Raw genomic sequence first — 13,763 nt, 5'->3', positions numbered from 1 at the left:
GCCTGGTGCTGGGCTTCCAGTGGAAAACGGCGCGGCTGCAGCAACCCTGCACGGTTGGCGGCGAAGCCTGCCTTAGCGCGACGCGGGGCTAGGCGCCCCCGCCGCCGAGCAGCGGCTGGCGCATGCCGAACACGAGAAAGCGCGCCAGTTCGGCCAGCGGTACCGCCTTGCTGATCAGATAGCCCTGCACCTGGTCGCAGCCGAACTGGCGCAGCATGTCGAGCTGCTCGATGTTCTCCACCCCTTCGGCGACCACTTCGAGATTGAGGTTGTGTGCCAGGTTGATCATCGCCCGCACCAACTGGCGGTTCTCGGCGCGCTCGCCCATGCCGGCGACGAAGCTGCGGTCGATCTTCAGCAGGGTGATCGGCAGGTTGTTGAGGTGGACGAAGGAGGAGAACCCGGTGCCGAAGTCATCCAGGGAGAAGCGCACGCCCAGGCGTCCCAGTTCCAGCATGGTCTGCTGCACCTGATCGCTGCGGCGCATCACCGCCGTTTCGGTCAGCTCGAATTCGAGCCACTGCGCCTCGACGCCACGCTCCTCGATCAGGCGGCTCAGGGTGGCCAGCAACTGGCTGTCCTGGAACTGGCGGAACGACAGGTTGACCGCCATGTGCAACGACGGCAGGCCGCGCCCGCGCAACCACTGCATGTCGCGTAGTGCGCGGGAGATCACCCAGTAGCCCAGCGGCACGATCAGCCCGGTTTCCTCGGCCAGAGGCACGAACTCGTTGGGCGAAAGCAGGCCGCGTTCGCTGTGCTGCCAGCGCACCAGCGCCTCGAGACCGACAATGCGCCCGCTCTTCAGGCAGAGGCGCGGCTGGTAATGCAGTTCCAGCTCATCGCGGCGCAGGGCGCGGCGCAATTCGCTTTCGAGATCCGCCTGGCTGCGCGCACTGCGGTTCAGGCGCTCGTCATAGACGTGGAACACGCAGCCCTGCTGGTTCTTCGCCTGCTGCATGGCGATATGCGCGTGCCACAGCAGCGGGTCGGCGCCCTCCCCGGCACGGGCATGCGCCAGACCGAGGCTGCAGCCGATCAGCAGGCTCTCGCCATCGACCCAGTAGGGTTCGCCAAGCACCTCGGTGACGCGCTCGGCCAGTCGCTCGACGCGCTGCGGGTCGCGCCGCACATCGAGCAGCAGGGCGAACTCGTCGCTGCCCAGCCGAGCCAGCTGGTCGCAGGGCTGCAGCAGGCCCTTCAGACGCGCCACCACCTGCAGGATCAGGCGGTCGCCGGCCTGGTAGCCAAGGGCATCGTTGGCGTGGCGGAAGTTGTCCAGATCGAGATGCCCCAGCACCAGGCCACGCCCGTTGCATTCGCTGAGACGTGCCGCGAGCAGCGTCTGGAAGCCCTGGCGATTGGCGATACCGGTCAGCGGGTCCTGCTCGGCCAGGCGTTGCAGGGTCTGCTTGAGACTGCCCTGCTCGCGCACGTAGCGCAGACAGCGACGCAGCACATCGAGGCTGAGCGCACCGCGTACCAGCCAGTCGCTGACGCCGGATGGCTCCTCGACGGGTTCTTCTTCGAGCAGCAGGACGATCGGCAAGGGGCATTGATGAGCGGCTGGCAGACGCTCGGGGGTGGCCAGCACCAGGCCACTGGCATGGTCGTCGAACAGGCTGCTGGCAGCGTCCCAGGAGGGCGCGGTAATCAGCGGGGAAGCACTCCCGAGAGCACCCAACTGCTCGCGCAACAATTCCGCCCAGTCTGGCGATTCCGACAGCAGAACCAACCGCAAGGGTTCGACGAGCGTGGACAAGCAACCTCCCCCAATGACACAAAGATGATGGCGAATTGCATCGCCTGAACGCGCCGTTATCGACGTCTAATCAATCACATCCGTGCGAAAGGTGGTGCACATCCTGAGGTATAGCTAACAAACCGGCAAGTGAAACGAGAGTACTGGAATCCACCGATTAACCAAGCGTGCCGTCAGTCAATTCCGTGCTCCAGAGCACAGTTCCGGACGGTCGCGGCAGAACGCGCCAGGCCTGTTAAAATGCGCGGCCATTTTTCCTGCGAACGATCCCATGTCCCGACTGAATCCCCGGCAACAAGAGGCCGTGAACTATGTCGGCGGCCCACTATTGGTGCTCGCCGGTGCAGGTTCCGGCAAGACCAGCGTGATCACCCGCAAGATCGCCCACCTGGTGCAGAACTGCGGCATCCGTGCCCAGCACATCGTCGCGATGACCTTCACCAACAAGGCCGCGCGCGAGATGAAGGAGCGCGTCGGCACCCTGCTCAAGGGCAGCGAGGCGCGCGGCCTGACCGTGTCCACCTTCCACAACCTGGGCATGAACATCATCCGCAAGGAATACGCGCGCCTGGGCTACAAGCCCGGCTTCTCGATCTTCGACGACGGCGACATCAAGGCGCTGCTCACCGACATCATGCAGAAGGAGTATGCCGGCGACGACGGTGCCGACGAGATCAAGAACCTCATCGACAGCTGGAAGAACGACCTGATCCTGCCCGACGAGGCGCTGGCCAACGCGCGCGGGCCCAAGGAGCAGACCGCCGCCATCGTCTACCTGCACTACCAGCGCACGCTCAAGGCGTACAACGCGGTGGACTTCAACGACCTGATCCTGCTGCCGGTGACGCTGTTCCAGGAGCACGCCGACATCCTCGAGAAGTGGCAGAACCGCATCCGCTACCTGCTGGTCGACGAATACCAGGACACCAACGCCAGCCAGTACCTGCTGGTGAAGATGCTGGTGGGCATGCGCAACCAGTTCACCGTGGTCGGCGACGATGACCAGTCGATCTACGCCTGGCGCGGCGCGCGCCCGGAAAACCTGATGCTGCTGAAAGAGGACTACCCGTCGCTGAAAGTGGTGATGCTGGAGCAGAACTACCGCTCCACCAGCCGTATCCTCAAGTGCGCCAACATCCTCATCGCCAACAACCCGCACGTGTTCGAGAAGCAGCTGTGGTCGGAGATGGGCCATGGCGACGAGATCCGCGTGATCCGCACGCGCAACGAGGATGCCGAGTGCGAACGGGTGGCCCTGGAGATCCTCACCGAGCACCTGCGCACCCAGCGCCCGTACAGCGACTTCGCCATCCTCTACCGGGGCAACTACCAGGCCAAGCTGATGGAGCTGAAGCTGCAGCACCACCAGATTCCCTATCGCCTCTCCGGTGGCACCAGCTTCTTCGCCCGCCAGGAGGTGAAGGACCTGATGAGCTACTTCCGCCTGCTGGTCAACCCGGATGACGACAACGCCTTCCTGCGGGTGATCAACGTGCCGCGCCGCGAGATCGGCTCGACCACCCTGGAGAAGCTCGGCAACTACGCCAGCCAGCGCAACATCTCGATGTACGCCGCCAGCGACGAGATCGGCCTCGGCGAACACCTGGACAGCCGCTTCACCGAACGCCTGGCACGCTTCAAGCGCTGGATGGACGGCGTGCGCCAGCAATGCGCGCAGAACGACCCGATCGCCGCGATCCGCAGCATGGTGATGGACATCGACTACGAGAACTGGCTGCGGCAGAACGCCTCCAGCGACAAGGTGGCCGATGCGCGCATGGGCAACGTGTGGTTCCTCGTCGATGCGCTGAAGAACACCCTGGAGAAGGACGAGGACGGCGACATGACCGTCGAGGACGCCATCGGCAAGCTGGTGCTGCGCGACATGCTCGAGCGCCAGCAGGAAGAGGAAGAAGGCGCCGAGGGTGTGCAGATGATGACCATGCACGCCTCCAAGGGCCTGGAATTCCCCTCGGTGTACATCATCGGCTTCGAGGAGGAGATTCTCCCCCACCGCTCCAGCATCGAGGCCGACACCATCGAGGAAGAACGGCGCCTGGCCTATGTCGGCATCACCCGCGCCAAGCGCAACCTGGCACTGACCTTCGCCGCCAAGCGCAAGCAGTACGGCGAGATCATCGACTGCACGCCGAGCCGCTTCCTCGACGAACTGCCGCCGGAGGACCTGGTCTGGGAAGGCCAGGAAGAAGCCCCCGTGGAAGCCAAGGCCGCACGCGGCAACGATGCCCTAGCCAACATGCGCGCGATGCTGAAAAAATAGCCGGGAGCTAGTTTCACCATCGCGCCGCGATGGCCCGCCGATTCCGGCAGGCGACAAAAAAACAGGTTTATTCCGTAGCCCGGATGCAATCCGGGGACATCGTTCCGGATTGCATCCGGGCTACGTTCATCTGAGAGGAAACCGCGTGGAAGCGCTGAAACAGAAGATTCGCGAAGAAGGCATCGTACTGTCGGAGCAGGTGCTCAAGGTCGATGCCTTTCTCAACCACCAGATCGACCCGCTGCTGATGAAGCAGGTCGGCCACGAGTTCGCCGAGCGCTTCAAGAGCCAGGGCATCACCAAGATCGTCACCATCGAGGCGTCGGGGATCGCCCCGGCGGTGATGGCCGGCCTGGAGCTGGGCATCCCGGTGATCTTCGCTCGCAAGTTCCAGTCGCTGACGCTCAAGGACGACCTGCTGATCTCCAAGGTGTTTTCCTTCACCAAACAGACCGAGAGCACCATCGCCATTTCCGCACGTCACCTGACCGCGGCCGACAAGGTGCTGGTGATCGACGACTTCCTCGCCAACGGCCACGCCGCCAAGGCGCTGATCGACCTGATCCAGCAGGCCGGCGCCCAGGTCGCGGGCATCGGCATCGTCATCGAGAAGTCCTTCCAGGAAGGCCGCAACCTGCTGCAGAGCGAAGGCTATCGCGTCGAGTCGCTGGCCCGCGTCGCCGCGCTGGAGAACGGCCAGGTGCGCTTCCTCGACTAGGTCGAACGCGGCCCGGCCTCGCCGGCGCCGCTCGCCTGCAGGCCCGCCAGCAGCAAACGCTGGTACAGGGCCTCGCGCACGCCATCCGGCGCCTCCAGCCCCATGCGCCGCAGGTGCTCGGGGTAGGCCTCCGGCTCCGGCGCATCGAGTGTCGCCTTGCCCAGCTCCAGCACCTCGCTCAGGCGCAGTGTGCGCTTGAGCCAGTTCAGGGCGCGCAGCAGGTCCTGTTCCACGTCGCTGAAGTCGCTGCCCAGCGGGTATTCGGCGAACAGCGCGGCGTGCTGCTCGCGGAGCGCCTCCAGGCGCTCGGGCAGGTTGCGGGTGAAACGCTCGTCCAGGCGAAAGTCTTCGGGCAGCTTGCCGGCCTGCTGCGCCTGCTCGATCAACTGCGGCTGGAAGCGCGAGTCGCTGATCTTCAGCAGTGCCTCGATCACCTGGGAGTCGGTCTTGCCGCGCAGGTCGGCGATGCCGTACTCGGTCACCACCATGTCGCGCAGGTGCCGGGGAATGGTGGCATGGCCATATTCCCAGACCAGATTGGAGCTGAGCTCGCCACCCGACTCGCGCCAGCTGCGCAGCAGCAGGATCGAGCGCGCGTCGTCCAGCGCATGTGCCTGGGCGACGAAGTTGTATTGCCCGCCCACGCCGCTGAGCACCCGGCCATCCTCCAGCTGGTCGGCCACGCCGGCACCCAGCAGGGTCATGGTGAACACCGTGTTGATGAAGCGCGCATCGCGGCGCTGCAGGCGCTTCAGCGCCTCCTGACCATACAGCTCGTTGATGTAGCGAATGCCGGTCATGGCGAAGCGTTGCCGCCCGGCGTCGTCCAGCTCGCGCAGGCGTCGGTAGAAGCTGCCGGGCCCGAGAAAGAAGCCGCCATGCAGCACCACGCCGCCGCTGGCACGGCCCAGATAGGGTTGCAGGCAAGCACGGCTGTGCGGATCGTCCAGGTCGGCCGCCACCCAGCTGCCGTCGGGCAGGTGCAGGCGCCCGGCCTGCCAGCGCACCTCGCCCTGCAGCAGACCGCAGGCAAGCAGCCAGTCCAGATCGGCCGCGCCCAGCTGCGCCGGCAGCCCGCCAGCGAGCAGCGCCTGGACACTGTGCGGGCGGCCCTGCTCGTCCAGTGCGGCGTTGTCGGCGAGACGCTGCAGGCGCAGATCCGGGTAGACCGGACGCCTGACCAGGCCGGCTTCGGCCAGCGCCAGCAGGCCGTTGACGAACATCTCGCTGCAACCGTAGAGGCCCTGCTCGAGCGGCTCCAGGCCGCCGTTGGCGGCGATCTCCGCCGTCCATATATCGCCGCCCAGCGCCTGCAGCAGCGCCCGATAGCCGGTGTTGTCGTGCTGCCGCGCCATCAGCGCCGCCGTCAGGGCATCGCCCATCGAGCCGATGCCGATCTGCAGGGTGCCGCCATCGCGCACCAGGCTGCTGGCCAGCAGCCCGATGCAGTGATCCTGCAGCGATACCGGCATGTTCGGCGTGGAGAACAGCGTCGTGCGCTCGTCCTCGGCGACATGGATGTCGAAGGTGTCACGCAGCACCAGGGCGTCACCGCTCATGAACGGCAGGTCGACATGCACCTGCGCCACGCTGAGCACCGTCTCGCCAGCGGCGCGGCGCCGCTCCAGCAGCGGCAGCAGGTCGAGGGTCACGTCCGGGTTGCAGCTCAGGCTGAAGTGCTCGGGCTGCCCGGCGTCGGCGGCGACCAGCTGGGCGACCACGTTCAGCCCCTTGGCATTGAGGTCACGGGCGACGTGGCTGTAGTTGCTGCTGATGTAGTCCTGCTGCGCCGGCTCGCATTCGAGCAGGCTGCCCGGCTGGAAGAAGAACTGCTCGACCCTGACATTAGCGGGCAGGCTGCCGCCGTGCAGGTCGGCCAGGAACTCCAGTTCGGGATAGTCGCCGAAGACCCGCGCCACGAACGGCTCGAGGAAGCGCTGCTGCAACGCCTGCCCGGCACGCGGGCGTGCCAGGCACAGCGCGGTGTAGATGGTCAGCTGGCGCTCGGGCATCTGCCGCACCCGCGCATAGAGTGCATTGACCCAGCGATTGGGCTTGCCCAGCCCCAGCGGCAGGCCGAGATGGATGGGGCCATCGATCGCGTTCAGTACACGGTCGACGGCTTGCTCGAGGGTACAGCTGTGCGGCATCTGGCGCTCCTCACGACATCCATGGCGAATGCAGCTTGGACTCTGTCGTCGCCGGCATGGTTGCATGGTGCCGGCAGAAACGAAAAAACCGCCCTGAAGGCGGTTTTTTCATGGAAGAAGCGAGTCTTACAGACCGGACATCTTCTGGATCGCAGCACGCAGCTCGTCGTCCGAGCAGTCGGCGCAGGTGCCCTTCGGCGGCATGGCGTTGATGCCGGAAATGGCCTTGGCCAGGATGCCGTCGAGACCACCCTGGTGGTCGGCACGCTCTTTCCAGGCAGCGCTATCGCCGATCTTCGGCGCACCCAGCACGCCGGTGCCATGGCAGGCATTGCAGTGCTTGGCGATGATATCGTCAGCAGTGCGCGCACCACCGCCGGCGGAGGCCGCCACGGTTTCGACGCCCTTGCATTCTTCACCCATGATGCACACTTCGCCCACCGGCTTCAGGCGCTCGGCGATAGCTTCATCGGTCGTGGCCTGAGCAGTCACTGCCCACAGGGCCAATACGGCAGCCGGTACTGCCAGCATTTTCTTCATCAGATTCACGGTACACCCTCTTCGTGGCTAGTCACGCCCGCGGCCACGGTTTCGCGAGCGGGCGACAGTATAACGGCAAGCAGCCCAGGCCGAAACAACCCAGATTGTCGCAGTGTCGTCGATCAGAAGTTCGCCGGGGACGTGGCGCTGATCAGCCGTGCCGGCTGGTCGAACGGATTGCGGAAGCGATGCGGCTTGCTGCTTTCGAAGTAATAGCTGTCACCGGCTTCGAGCACGAACACCTCGTTGCCAACGGTCAGTTCCAGCTTGCCCTCTACCAGCATGCCGGCCTCTTCACCCTCGTGGGCGTACATCTCGTCACCGGTGTCGGTGCCCGCCGGGTAGGTTTCGTCCAGGAAGGCGATGGCGCGGCCGGGGTGGGCCTTGCCGATCAGCTTCATGGTGATGGCGCCGCTGCAGATGTCGGTCAGCTCGGATGCCCGGTAGACCACCTGGGTCTGGTTCTCCTGCTCGAGGTCGAGCGAGAAGAACTCCACGAGCGACATGGGAATGCCGCCAAGCACCTTCTTCAGCGAGCTGATGGAAGGGCTCACACTGTTCTTCTCGATCATCGAGATGGTGCTGTTGGTGACCCCCGCCCGCTTGGCGAGTTCACGCTGGGAAAGGCCTTTGAGCTTACGAATCGATTGCAGTCGAACGCCGACGTCCAATGCTGGAGTCCCCCCTTGGGTATGGTGCGAAAAAGTGTCCGTATCATGGCATAGCGTTCGGAATTTACAACACTTGCGTTCATCCTCGCCCACACCACTCATCCGCACCCGCCCCGAGGCCCATCCGCCAGCGCCTTGCTCGGGCGCGGCGCATTCCGCTCAGCGCCCGCTGTAGAGCAGGGGAACCCGCCGCAGGTTGCAGAAGATCTGGTAGGGAATGCTGTCCGCCGCCAGCGCCACGTCGCTGGCCAGCACCTGCTTGCCCCACAGTTCGACGCGGCTGCCCAGGCCGGCCTGAGGCAGATCGGTGAGGTCCACGGTCAGCATGTCCATCGACACGCGCCCGATCAGGCGCGTCAGTTGGCCGTCCACCGCCACCGGCGTACCGCTCGGCGCATGGCGCGGGTAGCCGTCGGCATAGCCCATGGCGACCACACCGACGCGCGTCGGCCGCTCGGCGACGAAGCGCGCACCGTAGCCCACCGGCTCGCCGGCCGGCAGTTCGCGCACGCTGATGACCTTCGACTCCAGGGTCATCACCGGCCGCAACCGCGCCGCCTGCTCCTGGGCGCCCTCGAACGGCGTCGCGCCGTACAGCATGATGCCGGGGCGCACCCAGTCGCTCGGTACCTGCGGCCAGCCGAGCACGGCCGGCGAGTTGCGCAGGCTGACTTCCGCCGCGAGACCTTCACGAGCCTGCTGGAAGGTTGCCAGCTGCTCGGCCGTGCGCGGGCACGCCGGCTCGTCGGCACGGGCGAAGTGGCTCATCAGCACGATCTTGCTGACCTTGCCGCTGGCCAGCAGGCGCCGGTAGGCGGCCTGGTACTCGGCCGGGTGCAGGCCGACGCGGTGCATGCCGCTGTCGAGCTTGAGCCAGACGGTCAGCGGCTGGCTCAGGCGTGCCTGTTCGATGGCTTCGAGCTGCCATTGCGCGTGGACGACGCACCACAGCTGATGCTGATCGATCAGCGCCAGCTCGTCGGCCTCGAAGAAGCCTTCGAGCAGCAGGATCGGCGCACGCACGCCGGCTTCGCGCAGCACCAGCGCCTCCTCGATGCAGGCCACGGCAAAGCCGTCGGCCAGATCCCCCAGCGCTTCGGCGCAACGCACCGCGCCATGCCCGTAGGCATCGGCCTTGACCACCGCGAGGGCCTGGGCGCCACTCAACTCACGGGCCAGTTGGTAGTTGTGACGCAGGGCGTCGAGGTCGATCAGGGCACGGGCAGGGCGCATGGTTGCTTGTCTCTCAGTCGTTCGCCGAGGCGATTGGGGACGCGCAGCCCCGGCAATGCGGAGCGCGCATCGTCATTCAACGCGACCGGGAGCGTCGTTGCTCTCGCCGCGCCGGTCGCAAAAAAAACCCGGCAGGGGAGCCGGGTGAAAAGCCAACACAAATCGGGGTCCGCAGAGCGGCTGCCTCAGACGGCAGCCACCACGCACATTTCCACCAGCACTTCGGGCTTGTACATCTTCGCCTCGACGCAGGCGCGCGCCGGCGCGTGGCCGTCCGCGACCCAGGCGTCGTACTCGGCGTTGAGGCCGTCGTAATCGGCCATGTCCTTGATGAAGATGGTCAGCGAGAGAATCTTGCTCTTGTCGCTGCCACCCTCGGCCAGCATCTTGTCGATGTTGGCCAGGGTCTGGCGGGTCTGCTCGCGGATGTCGCCTTCGAAGTCGTCAGCCAGTTGGCCAGCGAGGTAGATGGTGCCGTTGTGGATCACCACTTCGCTGTAGCGTTTGGCCACGTGCAGGCGCTGGATCGACATAAGGGTAGAACTCCTTGGATTGCAAAAACGCAGAGGCTATCAGGTCCGCAGCGGCTGCGGCTCACCGTGCACTTCGCGGGCCTTGCGCGAATAACGCGAGATATCCAGACCGTCGGCGCTGATCTGCGGGCGCTTGTTGGCCATCAGGTCGGCAAGCAGGCGACCGGAGCCGCAGGCCATGGTCCAGCCCAGGGTGCCGTGCCCGGTGTTGAGGAACAGGTTGCGGTAGGCCGTGGCCCCGACGATGGGCGTGCCGTCCGGGGTCGCCGGGCGCAGGCCGGTCCAGAAGTCGGCACGCTGCAGGTCGCCGCCTTCCGGGTACAGATCGGCGGTGATCATCTCCAGGGTTTCACGGCGACGCGGGTTGAGCGACAGGTCGAAGCCGGCGATCTCGGCCATGCCGCCGACACGGATACGGTTGTCGAAACGGGTGATGGCGACCTTGTAGGTCTCGTCGAGAATGGTCGACTTCGGCGCCATGTCCGCGTTGACGATCGGCACGGTCAGCGAATAGCCCTTGAGCGGGTAGACCGGCGCACGCACGCCCAGCGGCTTGAGCAGCTGCGGGCTGTAGCTGCCGAGGGCCAGCACGTAGCGGTCGGCGGTTTCCAGCTTACCGTCGATCCATACACCGTTGATGCGGTCGCCCACGGCGTCCAGGCGCTGGATGTTCTGGCCGAAGCGGAACTCGACGCCGAGCGCCTTGGCCATGTCCGCCAGCTTGTTGGTGAACATCTGGCAGTCGCCGGTCTGGTCGTTGGGCAGGCGCAGGGCACCGGCCAGCTTGTGCTTGACGCCAGCCAGCGCCGGTTCGACGCGAGCGATGGCATCACGGTCGAGCAGCTCGTAAGGCACGCCGGAGGCTTCCAGCACGGCGATGTCCTTGGCGGCGGCATCGACCTGAGCCTGGGTGCGGAACAGCTGGGTGGTGCCGAACTGACGGCCTTCGTAGGCGATGCCGGTCTCGGCACGCAGCTCGTCGAGGCAGTCGCGGCTGTACTCGGACAGACGCACCATGCGCTCCTTGTTCACCGCATAGCGGCTGGCGGTGCAGTTGCGCAGCATCTGCGCCATCCACAGGTACTGGTCGACGTCGCCGGTGGCCTTGATCGCCAGCGGCGCGTGTTTCTGCAGCAGCCACTTGATGGCTTTCAGCGGTACGCCCGGGGCCGCCCAGGGCGAGGCATAGCCGGGAGACACCTGGCCAGCGTTGGCGAAGCTGGTCTCCAGCGCCGGGCCGTCCTGGCGATCGACCACTACCACCTCGAAGCCCTGACGGGCCAGGTAGTATGCACTGGCGGTACCAATCACACCGCTGCCGAGAACCAGAACACGCATGCTTTTCTCCCCGCCGCACCTTGAGATACGGACGTAACGGACCAGAGTTGTCGATGGGCGCAGTATAGGAAGAGCCGTGCAGTGCTTTTCACCATATACACAGCTATATTTGGCGAGAATTCTTGGCAAAAAGCCGTTTTACAGAGGCGGATTCCCCATGAGAACCCAGCATCAAAGCCGTCGTGAACTGGACAAGATCGACCGCAACATCCTGCGCATCCTGCAGGAGGATGGGCGCATCAGTTTCACCGAACTGGGCGAGCGCGTGGGGCTGTCGACCACGCCCTGCACCGAGCGCGTACGCCGCCTGGAGCGCGAAGGCATCATCATGGGCTACCACGCCCGCCTCAACCCGCAGAACCTCAAGGCCAGCCTGCTGGTATTCGTCGAGATCAGCCTGGACTACAAGTCCGGCGACACCTTCGAGGAGTTCCGCCGCGCGGTGCTCAAGCTGCCGCACGTGCTGGAGTGCCACCTGGTTTCCGGCGACTTCGACTACCTGGTGAAGGCACGCATCAACGAGATGGCCAGCTACCGCAAGCTGCTCGGCGACATCCTGCTCAAGTTGCCGCACGTGCGCGAATCGAAGAGCTATATCGTCATGGAAGAGGTGAAAGAGTCGCTGCAACTGCCCGTACCGGAATAGCCCTGCGGGACAGGGCCTGTGCCGGAGTCAACGGGAGCGACGCTGAACGGCCAGGCGTCGCTCAGACCCAGAGCATATGCACCGCCACCGCGACCATGAGGCCGCCGAAGACCCACCCCTGTATCCTTAATGCCTGGTCCGAGGTGAAGCGCCCCAGAATCAGTTGCCCACCGTAGATCCACGGGAAGTGGCAGACGATGCCCACCAGCAGAAAGGCGCCCGTCAGCAGCAGCACCTGAGGCGCCAGTGCCCGATCCGGCTGCAGGAACTGGGCGAACATGACCGCCACCATCGAGTGGATCTTGACGTTCAGCAGCACGGCGACGATGCCGCTGACCAGCCCCATGCGCTCCACCGTCTGGGGCTTGGCGCCAGGTGCTGCGGAACGGAAGAAGCCCCAGGCCAGATACAGCACGTAGGCCGCCCCCGCCCACAGCATCAGCGTATGGCTCTGCGGGTACTCCAGGAGCAGGGCTCCGAAACCCAGGCCGTAGAGCAGGCACAGCAGCACATTGCCGATCTCGAACCCCAACCAGAACAGCCCAGTACCCCGCACCCCGAAACGAGCACCGGACAGGGCCAGCACCGTGTTCCCCGGCCCCGGACTGATGACCATCGGTACCGCAAACCCGAGAAACACCGCAACCAGCTCAAGTGCCATGACACCCTCTCATTTATCGAACGATTTCAGAGAGTTAACCGGCGTTTTCAGCGGCGGGGAAATGATCTAATCTCGGCCATTGGATAAATACAGCTAATGGAAGAGGCTCATGCGCCGTCTGCCGCCGCTGGGAGCAGTCCGCGCGTTCGAAGCTGCCGCCCGCCACCTGCATTTCACCCGTGCCGCCGATGAACTGGCGGTGACCCAGGCCGCCATCAGCCATCAGGTACGCCTGCTGGAGGCATGGTTGGGCCAACCCCTGTTCGAACGGCGAGGCCGGGTGCTGGCCCTGACCCCTACAGGGGCCGCGTACCTGAACGACCTGACGCCGGCGCTGGACCGTATCGCCGCTGCCAGCGCCACGGCCCGGCGCCCAGCCAATGGCCCGGTGCGGATGAGCGTACTGCCGTCGCTGGCCTCACGCTGGCTGATGCCACATCTTCCCGCGCTCCAGGCCGCCCACCCGGAGATCGACCTGCAACTGACCACCACCGCCGAGCTGTGGGATGGCAAGGACAACCGTTTCGACCTCGGTTTGAGGTCAGGCCCCGGCGGTTGGGCCGGCCTGAACAGTGCCTTGCTGGCCACGGAAATCCTGAGCCCGGTGTGCAGCCCGGCCCAGCGGCAGGCCCTGCCAACGCCCTGCACCCCCGCCGACCTGCTGGGTCATCGCCTGCTGCACGACACCCCGAAAGGAAACTGGAGCCGCTGGTTCAGCGCTGCCGGTCACCCTGACCTGGCGGTGCCCGCCGGATTGAACCTGAGCGATTCCGCCCTCGCCCTCCAGGCTGCCGCCGACGGACAGGGCATCGCGCTGGGGCGCCTGTTTCTGGCGGCGGGCGACTTGCGCGCCGGGCGTCTGCTCATGCCCTGCCCGCAGCTACGGATTCCCAACGACTACGCCTACTGGCTGGTCTGGCCAGCGCGCCATGACGCGAACCCGGCCATCACCGCGGTCAGGGAGTGGATATGCGCCACTGCGCAGGCGGAACGCGCAGCCCTGGAACAGGTTCTGGCCGAGCATTAACTGCCGGCGACACGCAGCGCAGCGTACGCCAGGGACCTGGCCTGGCGAGCCAGGCTTTGCACGAAAATGATGCTGCGTTGAGACGCGCTCAGAATGCTCGTTCACAGCACGCAGACTGCGCTTCCTCGGGCGATTTCACGGGGCCGCCATCGCGATTGCCTGACTTTAGCTCGACGACTTTTCGCCCCGAGCCCAAGTGCTCC

The 13,763-nt window shown here is 65.5% G+C and carries 12 protein-coding genes; 4 read left to right on the top strand and 8 right to left on the bottom strand.

Features of this window, described 5'->3' with window-relative positions:
- Nucleotides 1-88: 88 nt before the first annotated feature.
- Complete coding sequence (locus EPK82_RS18555) at nt 89-1,762, bottom strand: putative bifunctional diguanylate cyclase/phosphodiesterase (RefSeq protein WP_047586066.1); 1,674 nt, start codon at nt 1,760-1,762, stop codon at nt 89-91.
- Between the two features lie 271 nt (nt 1,763-2,033).
- Here EPK82_RS18555 and rep point away from each other — a divergent pair, with 271 nt between their 5' ends.
- Nucleotides 2,034-4,043, top strand: a complete 2,010-nt coding sequence (gene rep, locus EPK82_RS18550) for a DNA helicase Rep (protein WP_047586067.1) — start codon at nt 2,034-2,036, stop codon at nt 4,041-4,043.
- A 145-nt stretch (nt 4,044-4,188) separates the two neighbouring features.
- Nucleotides 4,189-4,761 (top strand): xanthine phosphoribosyltransferase, encoded by a 573-nt coding sequence (locus tag EPK82_RS18545; RefSeq protein WP_134677613.1) that lies wholly within the window; start codon nt 4,189-4,191, stop codon nt 4,759-4,761.
- On the opposite strand, the gene EPK82_RS18540 is transcribed toward EPK82_RS18545, so the two are convergent.
- From EPK82_RS18540 to dadA, 6 genes are all read right to left on the bottom strand, one after another.
- Entirely contained in the window at nt 4,758-6,911 is a 2,154-nt protein-coding gene (locus EPK82_RS18540) for an acetyl-CoA hydrolase/transferase C-terminal domain-containing protein (protein ID WP_134677612.1), read from the bottom strand. The two genes, EPK82_RS18545 and EPK82_RS18540, sit on opposite strands and share 4 nt — an antisense overlap.
- 126 nt (nt 6,912-7,037) lie before the next feature.
- Nucleotides 7,038-7,460, bottom strand: coding sequence for a c-type cytochrome (locus EPK82_RS18535; protein ID WP_037052724.1), 423 nt, complete (start codon nt 7,458-7,460; stop codon nt 7,038-7,040).
- 113 nt (nt 7,461-7,573) lie between these two features.
- Complete coding sequence (locus EPK82_RS18530; RefSeq protein ID WP_037052720.1) at nt 7,574-8,122, bottom strand: cupin domain-containing protein; 549 nt, start codon at nt 8,120-8,122, stop codon at nt 7,574-7,576.
- A gap of 159 nt (nt 8,123-8,281) precedes the next feature.
- Nucleotides 8,282-9,355 carry an alanine racemase gene (gene alr, locus EPK82_RS18525; RefSeq protein ID WP_134677611.1) on the bottom strand — a complete coding sequence of 358 codons (1,074 nt, stop codon included), beginning with the start codon at nt 9,353-9,355 and terminating at the stop codon, nt 8,282-8,284.
- Between the two features lie 185 nt (nt 9,356-9,540).
- Nucleotides 9,541-9,888 (bottom strand): RidA family protein, encoded by a 348-nt coding sequence (locus tag EPK82_RS18520; protein WP_134677610.1) that lies wholly within the window; start codon nt 9,886-9,888, stop codon nt 9,541-9,543.
- Nucleotides 9,889-9,927: 39 nt separating this feature from the next.
- The gene (gene dadA, locus EPK82_RS18515) at nt 9,928-11,226 is read right to left on the bottom strand and encodes a D-amino acid dehydrogenase (protein ID WP_037052717.1); all 1,299 of its coding nucleotides are present in this window, start codon (nt 11,224-11,226) and stop codon (nt 9,928-9,930) included.
- A gap of 157 nt (nt 11,227-11,383) precedes the next feature.
- On the opposite strand from dadA, the gene dadR reads away from it, so the two are divergent.
- Nucleotides 11,384-11,872, top strand: coding sequence for a transcriptional regulator DadR (gene dadR, locus EPK82_RS18510; protein ID WP_037052716.1), 489 nt, complete (start codon nt 11,384-11,386; stop codon nt 11,870-11,872).
- A 61-nt stretch (nt 11,873-11,933) separates the two neighbouring features.
- Here dadR and EPK82_RS18505 read toward each other — a convergent pair whose 3' ends face one another.
- On the bottom strand, nt 11,934-12,533 hold the full coding sequence (locus tag EPK82_RS18505; protein ID WP_134677609.1) for a LysE family translocator: 600 nt from the start codon (nt 12,531-12,533) through the stop codon (nt 11,934-11,936).
- 109 nt (nt 12,534-12,642) lie between these two features.
- Here EPK82_RS18505 and gcvA point away from each other — a divergent pair, with 109 nt between their 5' ends.
- Complete coding sequence (gene gcvA / locus EPK82_RS18500) at nt 12,643-13,560, top strand: transcriptional regulator GcvA (protein WP_134677608.1); 918 nt, start codon at nt 12,643-12,645, stop codon at nt 13,558-13,560.
- The last annotated feature ends 203 nt before the right edge of the window (nt 13,561-13,763 follow it).

The organism is Ectopseudomonas khazarica, from assembly GCF_004521985.1.
In the GTDB taxonomy this organism is placed as follows: domain Bacteria; phylum Pseudomonadota; class Gammaproteobacteria; order Pseudomonadales; family Pseudomonadaceae; genus Aquipseudomonas; species Aquipseudomonas khazarica.
Note: the sequence above shows the minus strand (reverse complement) of the source record. Positions and strands in the feature narration are given on the sequence as shown.